22 protein-coding genes and 1 pseudogene are annotated in these 20,164 nt (G+C 71.3%); 17 read left to right on the plus strand and 6 right to left on the minus strand.

What is annotated here, in order from left to right; genetic code table 11:
- Nucleotides 1–135: 135 nt before the first annotated feature.
- Together JSX79_RS10605 and JSX79_RS10610 are read right to left on the minus strand one after the other, a co-directional pair.
- Nucleotides 136–915 (minus strand): aldo/keto reductase, encoded by a 780-nt coding sequence (locus JSX79_RS10605; protein ID WP_229086141.1) that lies wholly within the window; start codon nucleotides 913–915, stop codon nucleotides 136–138.
- A 33-nt stretch (nucleotides 916–948) separates the two neighbouring features.
- On the minus strand, nucleotides 949–1,494 hold the full coding sequence (locus JSX79_RS10610; RefSeq protein ID WP_070418575.1) for a cysteine hydrolase family protein: 546 nt from the start codon (nucleotides 1,492–1,494) through the stop codon (nucleotides 949–951).
- Between the two features lie 140 nt (nucleotides 1,495–1,634).
- On the opposite strand from JSX79_RS10610, the gene JSX79_RS10615 reads away from it, so the two are divergent.
- The 5 genes from JSX79_RS10615 (at nucleotide 1,635) to JSX79_RS10635 (ending at nucleotide 5,717) form a co-directional block, all read left to right on the plus strand.
- Nucleotides 1,635–2,453, plus strand: a complete 819-nt coding sequence (locus tag JSX79_RS10615) for an HNH endonuclease family protein (RefSeq protein WP_229086143.1) — start codon at nucleotides 1,635–1,637, stop codon at nucleotides 2,451–2,453.
- A 120-nt stretch (nucleotides 2,454–2,573) separates the two neighbouring features.
- The gene (locus JSX79_RS10620; RefSeq protein ID WP_229086145.1) at nucleotides 2,574–3,392 is read left to right on the plus strand and encodes an SDR family oxidoreductase; all 819 of its coding nucleotides are present in this window, start codon (nucleotides 2,574–2,576) and stop codon (nucleotides 3,390–3,392) included.
- Between the two features lie 92 nt (nucleotides 3,393–3,484).
- Nucleotides 3,485–4,153: a GPP34 family phosphoprotein gene (locus JSX79_RS10625; RefSeq protein WP_229086147.1), complete on the plus strand. Its 669-nt coding sequence runs from the start codon at nucleotides 3,485–3,487 to the stop codon at nucleotides 4,151–4,153.
- A 193-nt stretch (nucleotides 4,154–4,346) separates the two neighbouring features.
- A complete protein-coding gene (locus JSX79_RS10630) occupies nucleotides 4,347–4,775 on the plus strand; it encodes an SseB family protein (protein ID WP_229086148.1) in 429 nt (142 codons plus the stop codon).
- A gap of 711 nt (nucleotides 4,776–5,486) precedes the next feature.
- Nucleotides 5,487–5,717: a hypothetical protein gene (locus JSX79_RS10635; RefSeq protein ID WP_229086150.1), complete on the plus strand. Its 231-nt coding sequence runs from the start codon at nucleotides 5,487–5,489 to the stop codon at nucleotides 5,715–5,717.
- A gap of 133 nt (nucleotides 5,718–5,850) precedes the next feature.
- Here JSX79_RS10635 and JSX79_RS10640 read toward each other — a convergent pair whose 3' ends face one another.
- Nucleotides 5,851–9,402, minus strand: coding sequence for a TM0106 family RecB-like putative nuclease (locus tag JSX79_RS10640; RefSeq protein WP_229086151.1), 3,552 nt, complete (start codon nucleotides 9,400–9,402; stop codon nucleotides 5,851–5,853).
- 155 nt (nucleotides 9,403–9,557) lie between these two features.
- Between JSX79_RS10640 and JSX79_RS10645 the strand changes: the two genes are divergently transcribed.
- The gene (locus JSX79_RS10645) at nucleotides 9,558–10,106 is read left to right on the plus strand and encodes a hypothetical protein (protein ID WP_229086153.1); all 549 of its coding nucleotides are present in this window, start codon (nucleotides 9,558–9,560) and stop codon (nucleotides 10,104–10,106) included.
- Nucleotides 10,107–10,120: 14 nt separating this feature from the next.
- Nucleotides 10,121–10,315, plus strand: coding sequence for a hypothetical protein (locus JSX79_RS10650; RefSeq protein ID WP_229086155.1), 195 nt, complete (start codon nucleotides 10,121–10,123; stop codon nucleotides 10,313–10,315).
- Between the two features lie 66 nt (nucleotides 10,316–10,381).
- Here JSX79_RS10650 and JSX79_RS10655 read toward each other — a convergent pair whose 3' ends face one another.
- Nucleotides 10,382–10,603: a DUF1653 domain-containing protein gene (locus tag JSX79_RS10655; protein WP_229086156.1), complete on the minus strand. Its 222-nt coding sequence runs from the start codon at nucleotides 10,601–10,603 to the stop codon at nucleotides 10,382–10,384.
- 42 nt (nucleotides 10,604–10,645) lie between these two features.
- Here JSX79_RS10655 and JSX79_RS10660 point away from each other — a divergent pair, with 42 nt between their 5' ends.
- From JSX79_RS10660 to JSX79_RS10675, 4 genes are all read left to right on the plus strand, one after another.
- Nucleotides 10,646–11,251 (plus strand): TMEM175 family protein, encoded by a 606-nt coding sequence (locus JSX79_RS10660; protein WP_070418568.1) that lies wholly within the window; start codon nucleotides 10,646–10,648, stop codon nucleotides 11,249–11,251.
- An 80-nt stretch (nucleotides 11,252–11,331) separates the two neighbouring features.
- Nucleotides 11,332–11,820, plus strand: a complete 489-nt coding sequence (locus tag JSX79_RS10665) for a thioredoxin family protein (RefSeq protein ID WP_229086157.1) — start codon at nucleotides 11,332–11,334, stop codon at nucleotides 11,818–11,820.
- Nucleotides 11,817–12,293 (plus strand): DUF4395 domain-containing protein, encoded by a 477-nt coding sequence (locus JSX79_RS10670; RefSeq protein WP_229086159.1) that lies wholly within the window; start codon nucleotides 11,817–11,819, stop codon nucleotides 12,291–12,293. The genes JSX79_RS10665 and JSX79_RS10670 overlap by 4 nt, the downstream gene beginning before the upstream one ends.
- Before the next feature lie 100 nt (nucleotides 12,294–12,393).
- On the plus strand, nucleotides 12,394–12,762 hold the full coding sequence (locus JSX79_RS10675; RefSeq protein ID WP_070418565.1) for a hypothetical protein: 369 nt from the start codon (nucleotides 12,394–12,396) through the stop codon (nucleotides 12,760–12,762).
- Nucleotides 12,763–12,861: 99 nt separating this feature from the next.
- On the opposite strand, the gene JSX79_RS10680 is transcribed toward JSX79_RS10675, so the two are convergent.
- Nucleotides 12,862–13,806: an ADP-ribosylglycohydrolase family protein gene (locus JSX79_RS10680; protein ID WP_229086160.1), complete on the minus strand. Its 945-nt coding sequence runs from the start codon at nucleotides 13,804–13,806 to the stop codon at nucleotides 12,862–12,864.
- A gap of 88 nt (nucleotides 13,807–13,894) precedes the next feature.
- On the opposite strand from JSX79_RS10680, the gene JSX79_RS10685 reads away from it, so the two are divergent.
- From JSX79_RS10685 to JSX79_RS10710, 6 genes and pseudogenes are all read left to right on the plus strand, one after another.
- Complete coding sequence (locus JSX79_RS10685) at nucleotides 13,895–14,542, plus strand: NUDIX domain-containing protein (RefSeq protein ID WP_229086162.1); 648 nt, start codon at nucleotides 13,895–13,897, stop codon at nucleotides 14,540–14,542.
- A 138-nt stretch (nucleotides 14,543–14,680) separates the two neighbouring features.
- Nucleotides 14,681–15,568, plus strand: a complete 888-nt coding sequence (locus tag JSX79_RS10690; RefSeq protein WP_229086163.1) for a MurR/RpiR family transcriptional regulator — start codon at nucleotides 14,681–14,683, stop codon at nucleotides 15,566–15,568.
- A gap of 10 nt (nucleotides 15,569–15,578) precedes the next feature.
- Nucleotides 15,579–16,493 (plus strand): N-acetylmuramic acid 6-phosphate etherase, encoded by a 915-nt coding sequence (gene murQ, locus JSX79_RS10695; protein ID WP_229086165.1) that lies wholly within the window; start codon nucleotides 15,579–15,581, stop codon nucleotides 16,491–16,493.
- A 41-nt stretch (nucleotides 16,494–16,534) separates the two neighbouring features.
- Nucleotides 16,535–18,034 (plus strand): PTS transporter subunit EIIC, encoded by a 1,500-nt coding sequence (locus tag JSX79_RS10700; protein WP_229086166.1) that lies wholly within the window; start codon nucleotides 16,535–16,537, stop codon nucleotides 18,032–18,034.
- 94 nt (nucleotides 18,035–18,128) lie between these two features.
- Nucleotides 18,129–18,476: pseudogene (gene vsr / locus JSX79_RS10705) on the plus strand (DNA mismatch endonuclease Vsr); the annotation flags it as partial.
- 108 nt (nucleotides 18,477–18,584) lie between these two features.
- Complete coding sequence (locus JSX79_RS10710; protein WP_229086204.1) at nucleotides 18,585–18,983, plus strand: (deoxy)nucleoside triphosphate pyrophosphohydrolase; 399 nt, start codon at nucleotides 18,585–18,587, stop codon at nucleotides 18,981–18,983.
- Here JSX79_RS10710 and JSX79_RS10715 read toward each other — a convergent pair.
- Nucleotides 18,973–19,908, minus strand: a complete 936-nt coding sequence (locus JSX79_RS10715; RefSeq protein ID WP_229086169.1) for a YDG/SRA domain-containing protein — start codon at nucleotides 19,906–19,908, stop codon at nucleotides 18,973–18,975. The two genes, JSX79_RS10710 and JSX79_RS10715, sit on opposite strands and share 11 nt — an antisense overlap.
- Nucleotides 19,909–20,164: the final 256 nt, after the last annotated feature.

Consider the following 20,164-nt stretch of genomic DNA (forward strand, 5'->3'; position numbering starts at 1 on the left):
CGCCGTGCGGGACGGGAGGCGCGGGTCGGGCCCGCACCGCGCCTCCAGTCCGCCGGCGGCGCGGCAGCAGGACGAGTGACGTCCCGCGGGACCACGGCGGTGCGTGGTCCGGCGGGACGTGGGCCGTGCCGAGGGTCAGCGCGCGAGGGCGTCGATCGCGGCGACCTCGTCGGACGACAGCTCGATCCGGGCACCGGCGGCGTTCGACCGGATGCGCTCGGGGTTCGACGACTTCGGGATGACGACGAACCCGTGCGCGACGTGCCACGCGACGATGACCTGTGCGCTGTCCGCGTCGTGTGCGGTCGCGATGTCGACGAGCGTCGGGTCCTGCAGGTTGCTCGCCTTGAAGGGGCTGTAGCCCTCGAGGACGACCCCGCGGGACGCGAGCCCGTCCGCCACGGCACGGTCGAACTCGACGGGGCTCCACTTGATCTGGTTCACGGCCGGGGTGACCCCGGTGGCGCTGATGAGCTCGTCGATCTGCGCGAGGGAGTAGTTGCTCACCCCGACCGCCTTCGTGAGGCCGTCCGACTGCGCCTGGACGACCTGCTCCCACACGTCCGGGCGTGCCTCGCCGTTCGGCGGCCAGTGCACGAGCCAGAGGTCGAGGTGGTCGAGGCCGAGCTGGTCGAGGCTCTCCTCGATGGTCTCCCGCACGCGGTCGGCGTTGTCCGGCGGCAGCTTGGTCGTCACGAAGACGTCGTCGCGGGCGAGACCGGACTCGGCGACGGCCTTCCCGACGCCGCGCTGGTTGCGGTACCCGGTGGCGGTGTCGATGTGGCGGTACCCGGCCGCCAGTGCTTCGCCGACGGCGGCGGGCGCCTCGGCGTCGGGGATCTGCCAGGTGCCGAAGCCGAGGAGCGGCATCGACCCACCGGTGACGGACACGGACGGGTTCGCGTAATCGGTCATGCACCCGTGTCTACGCCGTGCCCGCGGAACGGTTCAGAGCGAGGCGGTCCACTCGGCGACGGTGACGACCTCGGCCTGCCGCGGGAAGACCTTCTCGGTGAGGACGCGGTGGACCTCCGCGTCGCCGTCGGCACACGCGTCCGAGAGGACCGTCAGCCCGAAGTCGAGGTCCGCCGCCTGGCGCAGCGTCGAGAGGACGACGCCGCTCGTGGCGATCCCGGCGAGCACCAGGTCGCGGACCTCGAGGCCGCGGAGCAGCACCTCGAGGTCCGACCCGGCGAAGGCACTGACGCGGAGCTTCGTCACGACGAGGTCGTCGTCCCCGACCCCGAACGCGCTGTGCACATCGGTCGATCCCGGAGTCTGGGACCCGATGCGCTCCCGCATCCCGCCGAACATCTTGTTCGTACGCGCGGCCTCGGGTGCGCCCGGCCGGAACGCCACGCGGACGAAGACCACGGGGATGCCGCGCTCCCGGGCGGCCGAGACCGCTGCCGTCGCCGCAGCCAGGGCCTCGTCCGTGCCGAGTCGTTCGACGATGCTGTTCTGGTAGTCCATGACGAGGAGTGCGGTGCCCACCTCGTGGACGCTACTCCGGCGGCCCGGGCGGCCGACCCTCCGCCGGGGTCCGGGGCGATGTCCGACGTGTCCGGCATCATCGTCGGTGCCCCGCACCACCGCACCACCGCACCCCGCACCACCAGGAGTTCCACCCACGCATGACGTCCCGCCGACGCCGCACCCGCACCAGCCTCACGTCCGTCCTCGTCGTCCTCGCACTCGCCGTCGGCGGGTACGCCCTGCACACCGCGGGCATCATCGCGCCCGACGCCGAAGCCGCACCGGCGACGACCAGCGCGCCCACGGGGACCGACGCCCCCACCATCGAGACGGAACCGGGCGCGCCGGGGACGACCCGCGCCTCCCGAACCGACGCGACGAGCGCGCCGAGCGCGACGACCGCGACGAGCGCGACCGACGCCGCAACAGCAGCCACCGCACGGGCGGAACTCGCCGCCCTGCCGGTCAAGGGCAAGGCCCCCGCCACCGGGTACGACCGGGTCGGCGACTTCGGCACCGCGTGGCTCGACGTCGACCGGAACGGCTGCGACACGCGGAACGACGTGCTGGCGCGGGACCTCTCGGCGATCACCCGCCAGGGCCCCTGCCGGGTGCTCACCGGGACGCTCGTGTCGCCGTACACCGGGGCGACGATCGGCTTCGTGCGCGGCGAGACGACCTCCACGCTCGTGCAGATCGACCATGTCGTCGCGCTCGAGAACGCCTGGCGGACCGGGGCCCAGCAGCTCTCGCAGCGTGAGCGGGAGTCGCTCGCCAACGATCCGGCGAACCTGTTCGCAGTGGACCAGCACTCGAACGCGCAGAAGCGTTCCGGCGACGCCGCGACCTGGCTGCCGGCGGACAAGTCGTTCCGGTGCACGTACATCGAGCACCAGGTGGCGGTGAAGACGAAGTACCGCCTGTGGGTGGCCCCCACCGAGCACGACGCGATGGAGCGGATCCTGCGGACCTGCTGAGCACGGCCGCAAGACAACAGGTGTAGCCTAACTCCCGTCGATGCGAATGCATCGTTCGGACTCGCTGCTCCACCGCGGACCCCGAGCCCTTCACCGTCGAAGACCTCAGGAGGCCTCCCCATGACCGCAACCAGCTCCCCCGCAACCAGCTCCCCCGCGAACCGCTTCACCGACCGCGTCGTCCTCATCACCGGCGGCGGCTCCGGCCTCGGCCGTGCGACCGCCGTCCGTCTCGCCGCCGAGGGCGCGAAGCTCTCCCTCGTCGACGTCTCCTCCGAGGGACTCGAGGCCTCGAAGGCCGCCGTGCTCGAGACCGCCCCCGACGCCGAGGTCCTCACCGCCGTCGCCGACGTCTCGGACGAGGCCCAGGTCGAGGCGTACGTCACCGCCACCACCGAGCGCTTCGGCCGCATCGACGGCTTCTTCAACAACGCCGGCATCGAGGGCAAGCAGAACCCGACCGAGTCGTTCACCGCCGCCGAGTTCGACAAGGTCGTCTCGATCAACCTGCGCGGCGTGTTCCTCGGCCTCGAGAAGGTCCTGAAGACCATGCGCGAGCAGGGTTCCGGCATGGTCGTCAACACGGCGAGCGTCGGCGGCATCCGCGGCATCGGCAACCAGTCCGGCTACGCCGCCGCCAAGCACGGGGTCGTCGGTCTCACCCGCAACTCCGCCGTCGAGTACGGCCGCTACGGCATCCGCATCAACGCCATCGCCCCCGGCGCCATCTGGACGCCGATGGTCGAGAACTCGATGAAGCAGCTCGACCCGGAGAACCCCCGCAAGGCCGCCGAGGAGTTCATCCAGGTGAACCCCTCCAAGCGCTACGGCGAGGCGCCCGAGATCGCCGCCGTGGTGGCCTTCCTGCTGTCCGACGACGCCTCGTACGTCAACGCCACGGTCGTCCCGATCGACGGCGGGCAGTCCGCCGCGTACTGAGTCACGCAGCCCGGCGCGCGGCCACCTCGACGTGCGCTGGGCATCGGCCTGGAGGCGCGGCGCACCCCCGCCCCGCGTGGCAGGCTGCGGACATGGCTGAGCAACTCACGGTCCCCCAGGCGTTCGCGCTCCTCCAGATCGAGTCCGACGGGCGGAAGTCCACGGACGTGCAGACCCTCGACGCCGGGCTCGCCGGTGCCGTCCTCGCGGACCTCGCCCTGCGCGGCGTCGTCTCGCTGCAGGACGGCTTCGTCGCCGTCGTGAACGGTGCGGCCACCGGCGACCCGGTCCTCGACGGCGTCGTCGGCACCATCGCCGCCGCTGACAAGCCCCGCAAGGCGAAGTGGTGGATCACCCGCATCGGCAAGCGACCGCTGCGGGACGACGTGTTCGCCGGACTCATCGCACGCGGCCTCATCACGCTCGAACAGGGCAAGACGCTCGGCATCTTCCCCACCACGAAGTACCCGGAGCGCGACGGTGGCCCCGAGGCGCTCCTCCGCGCCGGCATCGGCGACGTCCTCGCCGGGCGCGCCGAGCCCACGCCGTTCGCCGCCGCCGTCATCGGCCTGCTCGACGCGACCAGCACGCTCCGCAAGCAGTTCGGCAAGGTCGACCGGGCGCTCGTGAAGGAGGTCACCTCGGGCAGCTGGGCCAGCCCCGCGGTCAAGGCCGTGCTCGAGGACATCCAGACGGCGGCGATCATGGCGACGGTGGCGGCGAGCACCGCGGCGACGACGGCGACGATCTCCTCGAGCTGAGCCCGACCGCCGACGTCGGCGCCGCGGGAGCAGGTTTTGTTCCGGGTCCGTGACCGTTCCGGTTCGCGATCCCCGGCTTCTCCGAACCAGAACGGTCAACCAGCGGGCGCGGTCCCCGGTCGCCGTGCTGCGACGTCGTGACGACCCCGTCGGCCGTGACAGCATGGTCGACGACCCCCGGGAGGGAACCCGCATGAGCACCAACGACCAGACCGGATCCGCCTTCGGCCGTGGCGTCGACAAGACCCCGCCGACCGCCGCCGCCGAACTCCGGCGGCGCATGGCGACCTCGCCGGCCGGCTTCCTCCGCAGCGCCGCGTGGGTGCCGTGGCGACCCGCGGACGCTCCCGACGGCGGAAGCGTCGCGCACGTGGTCATCCGCGAGAAGCCGTTCGTCCCGGTGTTCACCGACCCCGCCGAACTCGCCGCTGGCCTGCCCGACACCGAGGGCCGCCCGGTGTCGATGTCCGAGCTCGTGACGGCGCTGCCGGAGGAGTTCGGCATCGTGGTCGACCCCACGAGTGCCGCCGAGGCGAACTTCCTGCACGCTGACGTCCTCGCGGGCATGCGCGCGCAGATGCAGAGCGGTGTCCACCTCGACGGGGACCCCGACCAGGGCTGACCCCGTCGCAGGGGCGCCCGTCCCAGTTCTGGGGATCCCTCACAGCCGCCGATCACGCGACGATGGTTCGGCAGCGAGAGGGGCGCAGATGGCGTTGGGTGGACCGGGACCGAGAGATTGGTCACCGTCGGGGTCGAACGATCAACGGGCCACCGGCCCGGTGAACCAGCGTCCGCTGTACGCGCCGTCCCCGTTGCTCGCCGTCCGTCCTGCTCGGAGGACCCGTCCGTGGGCGTTCGCGACCCTCTCGGTGGTGCTCGGGGCCGGGAGCGTGGTCCTCGCAGTGGCGGCACCGCAGCACGACGGTGTCGCGTCGGGCTTCGTCGTCTCGACCATCGGCGTCACCGCGATCGTCTCGGGAGTGCACGCGGTCCGGCGGGCCCGCTGGGGTTCAGCGAGTACCCGCGCGTTCGGGCGGGGCGGCGCGATGCTCGGCGTCGCCGGCTCCGCGCTGATGCTCTACGGCCTCGCGGCGTTCGGTCTGGCCGGGGTCGGTGTGACGCTCCCGGCGTTGTCACTCATGCCGACCGGGCCGGAAGCACCGGCTCCGGTGGGCGCTGCGGCACCGGCGTCCTCGGCCGGCACGGGCACCGCACCCTCCGCGGCCCCCGACCCATCTGCCCTTGCCGTGCCGACCGACGTCGGGGTCACGTCGGGGACGGCTGCGCAGGAACAGTCGATCCTCGTACAGCGGGCACCCTCGCGTTCACGATGCGCCAGCACTTCGGAGCCGGCCCCTTCCCCGCCGAGCTGGTGCGGGCGGAGGCACCGGGACGACTCATGTCGAGCGACGGAACGACCCTCGCACCACTCCTCGAGGGCACGCGAGTGCTGTACTCGGTCGCGTCCGACGGTTCAGCCTGGTCCGTGACGCTCGTCGGCCCGACCCACGGCTCGGTCGCCACCTACAGTTCGACGATCGGCACCGTGCAGACCGGATGAGCCACCGCCGTCCGGACCTCGAACAGGACGCGTCACGTCCCGACCGCCGTGACCACGGCTTCGGTCACGATGACGAGAACGATGAGGACGCCCACCAGGACGATCCCTTCGACCAGGCTCGCAACCGTCGTCATCACCACGAAGTCGACACCCTCGGCACGTGGCCCGAGCGGCTGCTCGGACCGGGCTCGACGAGCTCGATGAACCGAGACAGCAGCGACAGCCCGGCGATCGAGGGCGGCAGGCCCGTCGCCAGCGCCGGCGAGTACACGAGGTACGCCGCCCACTTCGCCCGCGACAGCGCCACGTTCAACCGGTTCGGCATGAGCAGGAAGTCGAGCCCGCGCGGGATGTCGGCAGCGCTCGACGCCGCGAGCGACACGATCGACACGACGGCCTCGCGCCCCTGGAACAGATCCACGGTGCCGACCTGCGTCCCCCGCAGTCCTGCACGGTCGAGGGCGTCGCGGATCACCGCACCCTGGGCGTTGTACGGCGCGACGACGATCACGTCCTCGTCAGTCAGCACGCGTTCGGTGTCACCGTCCACCCACCGCCGACCGACGACGTCCTGCGCGAGCGCGACGACCCGAGCCGCTTCCTCCACCGAGGACGTGGTGTTCCCCGCGTGCACGATCGGCTCCGGGTGGACGCCCGCGTCGATGCCGTCGAGGTGTCGCCCGGACACCATCGACGCGAGCTGCCCGTCGTACGACAGCGCCGACACCGACGCCGTGAGTGCCGGCTCCATCCGCCGGGTCCGCGCCAGGAAGTACCCGAACGCGTCCGGCAGCACGTGCTGGCCGTCGGCGAGCCAGCCGAGCGCCGATTCGTCGACGGGCTCCGGGTGGGACCCCTGCGACACCTGCGGCAGCTGCTGCGGATCCCCGAGGAGGAGCAGACGCGTCGCCGCGATCGAGGACGCGATCGTCGGCGCGAGGGAGAACTGCCCGGCCTCGTCCACCACGAGCAGGTCGAGGGAGCGGCGCGGGATCGTGCCCTCGTTCGCGAAGGTCCACGCGGTACCGCCGACGACCCCGCCCCTGCCGGTCTCGGCGCAGGACGACAGGAACGCGGCCACTGCGGCGTTGTTCTTCACGGGCGTCCACGGTGCCGACTCGACGTCGTCCGGGTCCGCTCCCGCCCGGGGCACCTTCACCACGCGGTCGGCGGGCGCCCCGGCCTGCACGACCGACGCCAGGAAGTTCTCCGAGGTCGCGTGCGACTGCCCGACGACCCCGACGCGCCAGCCGTACTCGCGCACGAGCCGCGCGACGATGTTCGATCCGACGTACGTCTTGCCCGTCCCCGGAGGGCCCTGGATCGCCAGGTACGACCGGTCGAGGCCGAGCAGCGTCGCGACCACGGCCGACACCGTGTCGTCCCCCTGCACGGGGACGATCGGCCCCCGCGGCGGGACCCGCCGGAGGAGGTCGAGCGCCGGATCGGGCAGCATGGCGGGCAGGGCGTCGAGGACCGCTTGTCCCCACTCCGCGATCGCCTCGGGCTGGGGCTTCGCCCGCGGTGGTGCCGCCGGTGCGAGGGCGACCGGGAAGTCCTCGTGCGGCGAGCCGCCGACCGGCAGGCTCTCCTTCACGAGCACCTCGAAGCCGTCACCGTCCTCGAACGCGTCCAGCACGACCGCGCGGGCCGACGCGCCCTTCGAACCCGGCGCCGGAGCGGCGATCGACGGCGGGAGCGGGTCGTCGTAGACGAGGTGGGGCGTGCCTCCTGGACGGAGCCGCGAACCGGGCGCGAGCGTCCCCGACAACCGGATCTCTCGGGACTGCGACCGGGCACGCGGCAGCGTGCCCCAGTCGCGCTCGACCGACGCCCGCTCGACGACCAGCACGTCGCGGGTGTCCGCCCACTCGTCCACCGGGTTCCGCAGGCGGTCGAAGTGGTCCTGCCAGAACGTCTTCGCCTCGCGCCGGTGGTAGTCGATCGCGGCTGCGGCGAGCGCCAACGCGGTCTGGTCGGGCGTGCGGTCGAGGGCGTCGACCCCGTCGAGCTGTGCGGCGAGCGCCGTGTACACGGGGTTCGGTTCGCGGTCGACCGGGATCGGCGGGAGCAGTTCGTCCGGCTCGGCAGCGACGGGCGCGGACGAGGACGCGCGCGCTGTCGCTCGGAGCGACAGGAGCCAGTCGCGCAGACGGAGGGTCGACCGGCAGTCGTAGGCGTTGTAGTCGGCGACCTCGTCGAGCATGTGCTGCCCGGCGGTGGCGTCACCGTTCCGGAGCTCCTCGATCGCGTCGACGTACGCCGTGATGCTGTCCGCCGCGTTCGTCACATCGCTGAGCCGCAGGTCCGAACCCATGTACAGCGGCTCGAGCTTCTTGATGGAGTAGCTGCGGCTGCCGACCACGAGCGCCTTGCGCACGATCGGGTACAGGTCGACGAGGACCCCCGCGCGGAGCAGGTCGTCGACGGCTTCCTCGCCGACGCCGTGCCGGGCAGCGAGGGACAGCAGGTGCGTCCGCTCGTACGCCGCGTAGTGGTAGATGTGCATCCCCGGGTACTCCTGCCGCCGAGCCTCGACGAAGGCGAGGAAGTCCAGCAGCGCCTGGCGCTCGTCGCGGATCGTGTGCGCCCAGAACGCCGTGAAGCGCGCCTCGGGGTCGACGAGCCCGAACAGGTAGTCGAGTCCCCAGTGCACGCCGTCCTCGGTGTGGAGCGGGTCCCCCTCGAAGTCGAAGAACACGTCGCCCGGGTCCGGCGTCGGGATCGCGTCGAGCGCTCGGGCGTCGAGCACCTCGAAGAGCGGCTTGGTCGTCCCGGTCGCCTGGGCACCGTCGGCTGCGGTCCGCGCGTGCTCGGTGTCGACCTGGAGGCGCGCCTGACGCACCAGCCGCGCTTGCGTCCCGCGCGGGAGACCGGGCACGGCCGTGGTCCGGTCCGCCAGCTCGTCGATCGTCCGCACCCCTTGCCGGATGAGCTTCGTCCGCTGGTCGAGTCGCATGCCCGCGACGAGGACCAGGTCACGGTGCTCGGCGACCTGTGTCGTGCACACGTCGCACCGGCCGCACGACGAGTACCGCGGGTCGGCCCACTGCAGCGACTCGGTCTCGGCCATCCGCTCGGCGATCACCCGCTGGAGCTCGGCGCGCTGCGTCCGGTACACCGGCGCGATGTCGGCGAGGTCGTGCGTGGTGGTCGTCCGGTCGCCGAGCACGAGGTGGACCTGCTCGCCGGTGGGGATGCCGTGCGCCTGCATCTGCTCGGCGTACGCGGCCAGCTGCAGCAGGGCGCTGATCTTGGCGTGGCGGGCGAGCTTGGTGTCGTACACCTCGTACTGGCCGCGGTCGTTCCGCATGATGAAGTCCGCGAAGCCGATGAAGCCCGGCGCCCCTGCCGTCGGCGGCGCGAAGAAGGTCGGTTGGTAGAGGACGTCTGCGCCGGTACGCATCGCGTCCAGCGCGGCCGCCGCTGCCGACGGGTACTCGGCCGGCGCCGGTCGGTCGAACTCGACGACGTCCCGCGTGTCCTTCAGGATGGCGAGGTAGTCGAGCTCGTGCTGGTCCCCCAGGCGTGCGGTGCGCTCGAGCATGTCGTCGTGCGACTCGGGCAGCGGTTCGCCCCGGCCGAGCTTGACGTCCATGCGCCGGAGGAACGCCCACTCGCAGGCCGCCCACGTCGAGAGGTCGCTCGGGCTGAGCAGGACCTGCCCGTCGCCGCCGATCTGCATGCGTCTCCCCCGTCTCCTCGGTGCCTTGCGAGCCTAGGCCCGCCCGCCGACACCACCATGCAGGAGTGAAATATGCATTGCGACATTCTGGTACTGCAGTCCATAGTGCTGTTGGATCCGCGACCGTCGCGGCTCCGTCGAAGAAGGGGAACCACATGACACGTCTGCGGAACACGATGATCGGGCTCGCTGCGACCGGCGCGCTGATCGCCGGAGGGGTGTTCGTCACCCCAGCAGCCAACGCAGCGGAAGCATCACGCACCGAGACGGACGTGATGCGCGAAGCGACGAGCCTCACTCCCACGCAGATCGAGCAGGCCATCGTCGAAGCGCGCGCGGTGGGCGCAGTCACGAGCACCGTGGCGACACCGGACGGCACGGTGACGACGATCGACCTCGGGGACGGGTTCGTCTTCGACCTCGTGACGGCGCCGACGACGCAGCGGATCGGTGCCGGCAGGGACTCCAAGGGAACCTTCGTGAGCTTCAACGCCACCGACCAGAACATGATCATCAGCGGCTCCGCGTTCGCCCTCGGCGCGGCGGTCTGCGCCGTGAGCGGCGGGACGTTCTGCGTCGTCGTCGGGGCGATCCTGACGGCTGCCACGGTCGCGATCACGGGCAGCGGCGCGATTCGCTGCGGGACGAAGCAGCTGCGGGTCTACCCGTTCGCGGGCGGCAAGGTCAAGCCGCGATGCGCCTGAGGCGTGCGAGCGCTGTGCGCCGGTTCGTCACCGGCCTGCCGTTCGCGCTGAGTACCAGCGTGGGCCTGGTCGTCCTCGGTTCGGTGTCGGCGACGTGGCCCGCGACCGCCGACCATTGGTACGGACCAGCACTGGCTGCGATCGCGTTGTTCCTCGCGATGGTCTCGACCGGCAGCGCGATCCGCCGCCGGAGGAACCGTCGGCCCTGAGCGACGGCACGCACAGCCCGTCGCCCGCACCGACGCCGGCGCGGGCGACGGCTGACGATCAGATCGTCAGACAGCGGCCACGCGGACGAAGCGCGGCCCCTCGTAGCCGTCCCGGGACACCCACGCCGTGAAGTCCGCGAGCGACCGCACCCAGTGCCCGCGCGCCCCGTACAGCGCCTGGTAGACGACCACCGGCTCCTCGATCTCGACGTCCCGCGCCACGAGGACCACCTCGTACTCGCCGCCCTTGAAGTGCCGGTACCGTCCAGGAGTCACATCGTCGACCATCCTCCCGATGCTAGGGCCGTCGCGGTCCCTAGACTCGGCTCCATGACCGAGCCGGCACGCACCGAACGTGGTCTCGACCGCCTCGTGAACTTCTCCGACGCGACCGTCGCCATCGCGATCACGATCCTGATCCTCCCGCTCGTCGACCTGGCCGGCGAACTCAGCGGGGGTCGGGGTGCCGGAGACCTACTGCAGGAGCACTGGCCGGCGCTCCTCGAGTTCTTCATCACCTTCTGGGTCATCGCCCGCTTCTGGACGCTGCACCACCAGGTGTTCGAGCACGTCCGCTCGTACAACATCCGCGTGATGCAGCTCAACTTCGTGTGGCTCGTGAGCATCGCGTTCCTGCCCTTCGCCGCGAACCTGCTCAACACCGAGGTCGAGGGCGACCGGGTCGCACACGCCCTCTACCTGGGCAGCATGGTCGTGACGAGCCTCACGCTGACCGCGATCGAGTGGGAGCTCCGCCGCTCCCCGGAGCTGCTGTCCTCGCCGCTCGGCGACTGGCGGAAGGGTCCGATCGCCGCCGTGCTGCTCGCCCTCGCGCTCGTCCTCTCGATGATCTTCCCGTCGATCGGCCTGTACTGGGTGCTCCTCCTGGTCCTGCAGGGCACGCTGGGCCGACTGCTGCCGAAGCCCCGCACCTGACTCGACCGAACCGGACGCCGCGGCTCGTCACACGCGGTCATGTCGATGCTCCCGACCACCTGAGGACGTACCGTCGCGACATGACCGTCGCCGCAGCAGTCGCCGTCCTCGTGGGAGTCCTCGCACTCGCCACGGCCCTCGGCCTGCTCCTGCGCGCCCGGACCGGCCGGGCCCGCCCCATGCGGACGAACGACACCCGCACCACCACCACCGACCCGACGACCGCCGACCTCGCCCCCGCCGAGGCCTTCGGCACCGAGGCCACCCTCGTCCAGTTCTCCACCCCCACCTGCGCCCGCTGCCCGGCCACCCGGCGCCAGCTCGACGCCCTCGCCGCCGCGCACCCCGGCGTCACCCGTCTCGAGATCGACCTCGCGGAACGCCCCGAGCTCGCCCGACGCTTCGCGGTCATGCAGACCCCCACGGTCCTGCTCCTCGACCGAGGCCGCGCGGTGCACACCCGGTTCGGCGGCCCGCCACGACCCGCCGAGCTCACCGCAGCCCTCGACACCGTCCTCACAGCACCAGCAGCAGCACCAGCAACGACCCCCGGAGACCAGTCCCCATGACCGCCACGATCGACCCCGCCCGCGGCATCGACCCCCGTTCCCCGAGGTTCGGCGCCGCCATCACGACCGTCCTCCTCGCGGCGACGATCGTCCTCACCCTGATCCCCGCGACATGGCCGATCGGTATCGCACTGCTCGCCGTCATCGTCGTGTTCTTCGCCATCGGCGGCATCGCCGGCATCCGCCGCCACCCCTACGGCGCGTTGTTCCGCCGGCTCGTCCGCCCGAGGCTCGGCCCGCCCGCCGAGCTCGAGGCCCCGGAACCCCCGACCTTCGCCCAGCAGGTCGGCCTCGTCATCACGGCCCTCGCCCTCGTGTTCGCGCTCGTCGGCGTCCCGTACGCGGCCCCCATCGGTGCGGCGATCGCACTCGTCGCCGCGTTCCTCAACGCCGTCTTCGACGTCTGCATCGGCTGCCTCCTCTACGTGTGGCTGGTCCGCGCAGGCGTCTTCCGCCAGCGGTCCGCGGTCTGATCACGGGCCTGGAGGCGCGACCCGCCCCCGCGACGCAGGTCGCGTCGTCGAGGTGATCCGCGCCTCCTGGCATCCGTGCCCCGTCTCGTAGGCTGACCGCATGGGGGACCACACCACACCATTGCTCAAGAAGGTCGCGACCTACCTCGCCGACCACGAGAACTCCGGCGCGGCCGACATCATCCCCGGCTACGCGCCCCCGACCAGCTCCCGCCCGAGCCGCCGGATCGAGGTCGGCGGTCGCCTCACCCTCACGCCCGAGGTCATCTGGTTCCACGCCCACCCGCTCAACTTCGCCCGCTCCGACTTCGGGATCCCCGTCGAGGAGATCGCCCGACTCGACGACGTGTCGAGCGGCCTGCGGAAGAAGGTCCGGATCACCCTGCGGAGCGGGATCGAGCCGACCTTCCTGATGTGGGGCATCCCCCGGTTCATCGAGGCGGTGGAGCGGGCGCGCAGCGCGCTCTGAACGGACGGACTGGAGGCGCGGCTCGCCTCCGCCCCACAGGTGGCGGCGGAGGATCCCCCCACGACATCCTCCGCCGCCACGACTCGAGCGCGCGTCGGCTCAGTGCGTCGCGAGCGCCTGCTCGCTCAGCGCGACCAGGTCGTCCGCGCGCAGGCTCGGCCACCCGTGCAGGAGCTCGCGCCACTCGGCCGGCAGCGCAGCCGCGCCGTACAGCGCACCCGCCAGCCCACCGGCGATCGCGGCCACCGTGTCGGTGTCGTTCCCGGTCCGGACCGCGCGGACGAGGGCGTCCTCGAGCGACGAACTCCGCTTGACCGCCGAGTACGCGGCCTGCATCGCGGACACCACCCACCCGTTCGAGTCCGTGAAGTCGACCGGCTCGGAGTGCTCTGCCGTGACGAGCCGGTCCACCCACAGCCGACGCTTCTCGAGGTCGAGCAGGTCGAGGCCCCGCAGCACGTCGAGCTCGCCGGTGAGCACCGCGTGCCGGATCGCCACGCACCAGAGCACGCACGCGTCCCCGGCGTCCGACTCGTCGTGCGTGAGGTCGCTGATCGCCCGGGCGGCCTCGGCGAGCCGGAGCTCCTCGTCGGCCGCGCCGGTCAGGTACCCGAGCACGAGCGGTGCCGTCCGCATGAGCGATCCGTTGCCGGCCGACCGCCCCTTGTACTCGTGTTCCTGCCGGGCCGCAGCGCGTGCGTGGGAGGCGACCCGCGCCTCCAGACCCGTGAGGACGTTGCGCGTCTGGATGCCGACGTCGGGCGCGGTGACCGCCCACGCTGCCCAGGCCGCGACGAGGCCGTCGAGCGCTTCCTCGGATGCCGGGTCGCCGCCGCGCGCGAGCGTGCGGAGGATCGGGACGGCCATGCTCGTGTCGTCCGTCCACTCCCCCGGAGCCCAGCCGAACGAGCCGCCGCCGGCCATCCGGATCGGGGTGGGTTCGGGGACGGCGGGGCGGAACTCGTAGCCCGCGCCGAGCGCGTCGCCCGCGGCGGAGCCGATCACGGCACCGATCGCCCGGTCGGTCTGTTCGGTGGTCAGCACGGCCGCCTCCTCAGGTTTGCGCGGAATTGCGTAAAACCGAGTCTGCACGATCGTCGCAGTTTGCGCAAGTGTGCGTAAACTCGCTGCCATGGCGAACCAGTACCGCGATGCGAGCGGCAAGCGGCTGACGGACTACCCGCGGCCGTCCGTCGCCGTCGACACCGCGGTGCTGACGGTGTCGACCGGGGGCGACCTCTCCGTCCTGCAGGTGTGCGACGCGACCGACGGCGACTGGCGACTGCCGGGGACCTTCGTGCACGAGGGCGAGCGGTTGGCGTCGGCAGTCCTGCGGTCGCTGTCGGACAAGGCCGGCGTGACGGGGCTGGCGCCGACGCAGCTGCACGTGTTCGACGACCCCGCGCGGGACGACCGGGGATGGGTGCTGTCGGTGGCGCACCTCGACGTGGTGCCCTTCGCCGCACTGTCGTCGCTGAACTCGTCACAGGCGCGGCTGGTCCCGGTCGACACCGCGACGGGGATGGTGCACGGGCACGACGACATCGTGGCGTTCGCGGTGGCATCCTTGCGGGCGTCGTACGCTGCGGCACCCGATCCGCGAGGCCTCCTGCCCGAGCCGTTCACGATGTCGGAACTGCGGCACGTGCACGAGGCCGTCCGTGGCGAGCGGCTCCTGCCCGACTCGTTCCGCCGGGCGATGCTGCCGCTGCTCGTCGACACGGGGTCGCGCGCTGCCGCGGGCCCGGGCAAACCGGCGACCCGGTACCGGCGCGCCTGAGGTCGCCTGCTTGGTGAGCAGAAAGTGTCGGGTCCGAGGCGCCGACCCGACACTTTCTGCTCACGGAACGCGCCGACGAAAAACGAAAGTAACTTGCAGCACTGGCGAGTGTCGGTGCAATGCGCTTTCATGGATCGCATGACGATCGCTGACCGTACCGACCGCGCCGACGCGTTCGCCCTCGTCCGGACCCAGTCCGGCGCGATGCCGACGAGCATGCGCGCGATCGCCGACGCCGTACTCGACGACCCCGGCACCGCGGCCACCACGAGCGCCGCCGAGCTCGCCGACCGCGCCGGGGTGTCCCCCGCGACCGTCTCCCGCTTCGCCCAGCACCTCGGGTTCGCGAACTTCGCCGCACTCCAGCGCAGCATGACCCGCGCCGTCGAGCGAGGCATCCACGAGCGGCGCGAGACCGAGATCCACGCGGGCGTCAGCGTCGACGACGACGTCACCACCGTCATCGCGAAGGTCACCGAGGACGTCCGCGCCGTGATGAGCGACACGCGCGCCACGCTCGACCCGTTCACCCTCGAAGCCGCAGCGGTCCGCATCAGCGAGGCCCGGCGGGTCGTCCTGTACGGCGTCGGCGCGAGCGGCATCGTCGCCCGCGACCTCCACCTCAAGCTCGAACGCATCGGCATCGCGAGCTCGATCGCGGACGACCCGCACAACGCCCTGACCCTCGCGAGCGTCCTCGGCCCGAAGGACGTCCTCGTCATCACGAGCCACTCCGGCACCACGGTCGAGGCGCTCGAGGTCGCCACCGAGGCCAAGATGCACGAGGCCACCGTCGTCGCGATCACCGGCCACGCCACCTCGCCGCTGACCCACCACACCGACCACGTCCTGCTCGGGGTCGCCGGCGCCGAGAGCGACCTCCGCCCCGCCGCGATGGGCAGCCGGATGAGCCAGCTCGCCATCGTCGACGCCCTGTTCATCGTCGTCGCCCAGCGCACCGACGAACGCTCCCGCCCGCTCCTCGCACGCAGCCGCCACGCGGTCCGCACGCACCACCGTTCCTGAATCGAGCACCATGCACCACCACGACGACCTCCGCGAGGAGCTGCAGCACCTCGCGACCGAGGCCACCGACTCGTCCCTCGACGACATCGACCTCGTCTCCACCCTCGAGGCTGCCCAGCGCATGAACGCGCTCGACCGCAGCGTGCCCGCGGCACTCGAGCCGTGCCTCCCGGCCATCGCCCTCGCCGCCGACTCGATCGCCGCAGCGTTCTCGCGCGGCGGCCGCCTGATCTACGTCGGCGCCGGCACGCCGGGCCGGCTCGGCGTCCTCGACGCCAGCGAGTGCCCGCCCACCTTCGGCACCGACCCCGCGCAGGTCGTCGGCGTCATCGCCGGCGGTTCCGTCGCCCTCACCACCGCCGTCGAAGGCGCGGAAGACGACGAAGCAGCCGCCGTCCGCGACCTCGACGCGCTCGGCCTGACGGCCGACGACGTGGTCGTCGGGATCAGCGCGTCCGGCAGGACGCCCTACGTCATCGCGGCCATCCTGGAGGCGCGGCGCAGGTCCGCCCTGTCCGTCTCCGTCGCGTGCAACCCCGACTCGGCCGCGGGGCGGGAAGCCGACATCGCCATCGACGTGGTCGTCGGTCCCGAGTTCATCGCCGGGTCCACCCGTCTGAAGGCGGGGACCGCGCAGAAGCTCGTCCTCAACATGCTCACCACGCTGGCGATGGTGCGCAGCAACAAGACGTACGGCAACCGGATGGTCGACGTGCGTGCGACGAACGAGAAGCTCGTCGCACGGTCGTTCTCGCTCGTACAGGACGTGACCGGGGCTGCGTCCTCCGACGTCGCTGCTGCCCTCGATGCTGCCGACGGCGAGGTGAAGACGGCCATCGCGATGATCCTCACCGGGTCGTCGGCGTCCGTCGTCCGTTCTCGGCTCGCTGCTGCTGACGGTTCCTTGCGCGCCGTTCTTTCCTGATCCTTCCCGTTCGTCCTTCCTTCCCCCGAGGAGCACCATCAATGACCGATGCACAGCAACTCGCACAACAGATCCTCGACACCGTCGGCGGGTCTTCGAACATCGCCGACGTCGAGAACTGCATGACCCGGCTGCGGGTCGAGGTGGCTTCTCCTTCCTCTGTTGATCTGCCGGCGCTCCAGGCCACCGAGGGGGTCATGGCAGCGATCGCCGCCGGGTCCAACCTGCAGATCGTGCTCGGGCCGGGGTTGGTGGACCGGGTGGCTGATTCGCTCGGGTCCTTGCGTGCTGCTCCTGTTCCGGGTGCGTCCTCGGCTTCGGTGTCGCCCGAGGAGCTGGCAGCGCGGGGCGCGTCGATCAAGGCATCCGCCCGTGCCCGTTCCGACGGCCGCACCATGCGTGCCATCCGTCGCATCTCGGCCATCTTCATCCCGCTCATCCCCGCGCTGATCGCCTGCGGGCTCATCGCCGGGATCAACGGCATCCTGACGAACCTCGGGTGGCTGCCCGGGGTGACGCCGTTCCTCGGCGTGCTGTCCTCCGGGTTCCTGTCCCTGCTCGCCGTGTTCGTCGGGATGAACGCCGCGAAGGAGTTCGGCGGGACGCCCATCCTCGGCGGTGCCGTCGGCGGCATCATCGTCGCCGCCGGTGTCGCGAACGTGACCGTGTTCGGCGAGACCCTGGCGCCCGGGCAGGGCGGTGTGCTCGGAGCGCTGGCGGGCGGCATCCTCGCGGCGTACGTGGAGCGCTTCATGCGGAAGGTCACGCCCGACGTCATCGCGCTCATCGTCGTGCCGACCGTGACCGTGCTCGTCGCCGGGTCCGTGACGCTCGGCATCCTGATGTCCGTCGCCGGCGTCGTCTCCGTCGCCATCGGCACCGCGGCGACCTGGCTGCTCGCGAACGGCGGGGCCTTCGCCGGGTTCATCCTCGGCGGGCTCTTCCTGCCGCTCGTCATGACGGGGATGCACCAGGGGCTGATCCCCATCCACGCGACGCTCATCGAGCAGACCGGGTGGACCGTGCTGCTGCCCGTGCTGGCGATGGGTGGCGCCGGGCAGATCGGTGCGTGCATCGCGCTGTGGGTGCGGTTCCGGTCGAACGCCTCGCTCGTGCGGACGATCCGTGGGGCACTGCCGGCAGGGTTCCTCGGGGTCGGCGAGCCGCTGATCTACGGGGTGACGCTCCCCCTCGGGCGGCCGTTCATCACCGCCTGCATCGGTGGGGCGTTCGGTGGCGGGGTCGTCGGGCTGTTCGACCAGCTCGGGCACTCCGTGGGGGCGATCGCCATCGGGGCGTCGGACCTGTCGCTCATCCCGCTGCTGAACGGGTCGTCGGGCTACGGCTGGGCGTTGCTCGGGTACGGGTCGGGGCTCGTGGTGGCGTACGTGGTGGGGTTCGTGGCGACGATGTTCTTTGGCGTGTCGGACTCGGTGCGGGCTGATCTCGAGGCGCAGTCGGCGGCTTCGCCGGGAGACCCTGTCGCGCCGGACGCGCCGCTCGATGTGCCGATCGCGGCTGCGTCAGGTACCAGTCGCTGATCGTTCGCTCCCTCACCGGGTCGTTCGACACGCGTCGATCCACAGATCCGCGCCTCGGTCCTCGCAGCGATGACCGGCCGACGAGGATCGGGGCGTGGAGGAATGGGAAGCGGACGACGCTCGGCGACGGCACATGGCTCGCTTCGGTCGGCGCGACACGGCGCCCGAGCTGGCGTTGCGTCGAGAGCTGCACCGGCGAGGCCGGCGGTTCTTCGTCGACCGTCAGGTCAGCCGGCAGTCCCGCGTTCGACCCGACATCGTCTTCCCGCGAGCACGGATCGCCGTCTTCGTCGATGGGTGCTTCTGGCACTACTGCGAGGAGCACGCCCATCTGCCGAAGGCGAACGCTGAGCTCTGGCGTCGGAAGTTGCTCGCCAATCGCCAGAGGGACGCACAGAACCAGGCGATGCTGGTGTCGGATGGCTGGCGTGTGTTGGTGTTCTGGGAGCACGACCGTCCCGAGCACGCCGCCGCATCCGTGGAGCACGCCCTCGACCAGTGGAGTGCGATCGCTGGTACCGCGGTGAGGACGCCGGGCAGGATGGAACGCATGATCGAAGTCGTCGCCGGCGTACTCACCCAGCCCGACGGTCGTGTACTCGCCTGCCGAAGAGCCCCGGGTCGATCTGCGGCGGGCCAGTGGGAGTTCCCCGGCGGGAAGGTGGAGCCGGGAGAATCCGCTGAGGAAGCCCTGCGACGAGAACTGCGCGAGGAGCTCAGCCTCGACGTCGTCATCGGCGAGCCGATCGACCGCTCCGTCACCCGTGTGGGCGGCATCGCCATCGACCTCGCCACGTACCGTGTCCCGTGGTTCGGACCCGGGCCGACGTCGAGCACCGACCACGACGAGCTGCGCTGGCTCTCCCCCACCGACCTCGGCTCGCGCCGATGGGCCACGCCCGATCTCCCCACCGTGCGGGTGCTGACCGACGGACCGGCTACGGCCTGACTTCCCGGAAGTCCCCACTCGAGCTCGGCCACCACACGGTGATCCCGACCGAGGTGCAGAGCTCCACCATCGAAGCATCCGGTTCGGACGGCAGAACGACGGCCGGAGTCACCGACAGACCGCGACGTCGCGCGACCGCCGCGTAGTCGAGTGCCTGCCCGATCGCAGTTCGGACGTAGGCGCGGGCGGTCGACTTCTTCGCCTCGACGACCTGGCTCAACGTCGGGACGTACAAGTCAGGCACGATCGTCACCCCGTCCTCCGTGAGACGAAGCACCTGCACGTCTTCACCGCGAGCACGGAGCCATTCGCCGAATCGCGACTGCAGCTCGAACTCACGACGGGAGACGGACCGCACCGACTCGCCTTCGTCGACCCTGCGCACCTGGTACTCACTGAAGTCGAGCGGTTGCCACGGGGTCATGGCCGGAGGCACGACGGTCGCGGGCCCTGCGCTCGAAGGCGCGCCCGCCTCGTCGACGAGGGCTGGCAAGAGCGACGTGTTCGCGTCGACTGCGACGAGGTTGAACACCAGCCCGTCCCGCTCATGGGACGAGCCGGTCCCGGGGAATCGTTCCAAGGTGTACGACGGATCGTCGAGCGCGAAGCTCCCGACGTAGGTAACCGTGCCCTGGCCCCGGAACACGCGGATCGGGCGACCGATCTCCTCGGATTCCGCGAGGGCCTTGTTGTTCCCAGTGAGCTTCTGATCACCGTTCTGCCCTTGTCCGGTGTAGCGGAACACACCATCGGCGCGGAGACCCTCGTGCACGCCGTAGCCGTGCTCTCCACCGCCGTCATTCGTGAAGACGAACATCTCATCCGTCTTCGTAGCACGGGTGATGCCGCCCTGCCAGCTTCCGCCGAAGCGGTTGTGCAGCTCGCGCCGGGCGATGCTCGAGCCGATCGGGATGTCCCAGACCATTACCATTCCCCTCGTTATGGGAACGGTAGGCGAACGGCTTCCCGACTTGCCAGAGCGGCTGCGCCCCCAAAGAGGGTGCACGCGAGAACATCGGCCACGTTCGAGTTCCTGAGGACAGCCGCCGACACGACGGAACGACCAGGCTCACCTGACCGGGCGCTGTTCGACTGGCATTCAAGATGCGGAGCGCGACCGAGGTCCGGCTGGTCTGCGAATGGCGGACGCCGGAACTGACCAACTCCGGTCGTTCAGCGCA

Origin of the sequence: Curtobacterium sp. GD1 (genome assembly GCF_020882855.1) — a bacterium.
Classification (GTDB): domain Bacteria; phylum Actinomycetota; class Actinomycetes; order Actinomycetales; family Microbacteriaceae; genus Curtobacterium.

Coding starts and splice junctions, on each gene's coding strand:
- JSX79_RS10605 (WP_229086141.1), bottom strand. CDS start 915: ATGACCGATTACGCGAACCCGTCCGTGTCCGTCACCGGTGGGTCGATG.
- JSX79_RS10615 (WP_229086143.1), top strand. CDS start 1,635: ATGACGTCCCGCCGACGCCGCACCCGCACCAGCCTCACGTCCGTCCTC.
- JSX79_RS10620 (WP_229086145.1), top strand. CDS start 2,574: ATGACCGCAACCAGCTCCCCCGCAACCAGCTCCCCCGCGAACCGCTTC.
- JSX79_RS10625 (WP_229086147.1), top strand. CDS start 3,485: ATGGCTGAGCAACTCACGGTCCCCCAGGCGTTCGCGCTCCTCCAGATC.
- JSX79_RS10630 (WP_229086148.1), top strand. CDS start 4,347: ATGAGCACCAACGACCAGACCGGATCCGCCTTCGGCCGTGGCGTCGAC.
- JSX79_RS10635 (WP_229086150.1), top strand. CDS start 5,487: ATGCGCCAGCACTTCGGAGCCGGCCCCTTCCCCGCCGAGCTGGTGCGG.
- JSX79_RS10640 (WP_229086151.1), bottom strand. CDS start 9,402: ATGCAGATCGGCGGCGACGGGCAGGTCCTGCTCAGCCCGAGCGACCTC.
- JSX79_RS10645 (WP_229086153.1), top strand. CDS start 9,558: ATGACACGTCTGCGGAACACGATGATCGGGCTCGCTGCGACCGGCGCG.
- JSX79_RS10655 (WP_229086156.1), bottom strand. CDS start 10,603: ATGGTCGACGATGTGACTCCTGGACGGTACCGGCACTTCAAGGGCGGC.
- JSX79_RS10660 (WP_070418568.1), top strand. CDS start 10,646: ATGACCGAGCCGGCACGCACCGAACGTGGTCTCGACCGCCTCGTGAAC.
- JSX79_RS10665 (WP_229086157.1), top strand. CDS start 11,332: ATGACCGTCGCCGCAGCAGTCGCCGTCCTCGTGGGAGTCCTCGCACTC.
- JSX79_RS10670 (WP_229086159.1), top strand. CDS start 11,817: ATGACCGCCACGATCGACCCCGCCCGCGGCATCGACCCCCGTTCCCCG.
- JSX79_RS10675 (WP_070418565.1), top strand. CDS start 12,394: ATGGGGGACCACACCACACCATTGCTCAAGAAGGTCGCGACCTACCTC.
- JSX79_RS10685 (WP_229086162.1), top strand. CDS start 13,895: ATGGCGAACCAGTACCGCGATGCGAGCGGCAAGCGGCTGACGGACTAC.
- JSX79_RS10690 (WP_229086163.1), top strand. CDS start 14,681: ATGACGATCGCTGACCGTACCGACCGCGCCGACGCGTTCGCCCTCGTC.
- murQ (WP_229086165.1), top strand. CDS start 15,579: ATGCACCACCACGACGACCTCCGCGAGGAGCTGCAGCACCTCGCGACC.
- JSX79_RS10700 (WP_229086166.1), top strand. CDS start 16,535: ATGACCGATGCACAGCAACTCGCACAACAGATCCTCGACACCGTCGGC.
- JSX79_RS10710 (WP_229086204.1), top strand. CDS start 18,585: ATGATCGAAGTCGTCGCCGGCGTACTCACCCAGCCCGACGGTCGTGTA.
- JSX79_RS10715 (WP_229086169.1), bottom strand. CDS start 19,908: ATGGTCTGGGACATCCCGATCGGCTCGAGCATCGCCCGGCGCGAGCTG.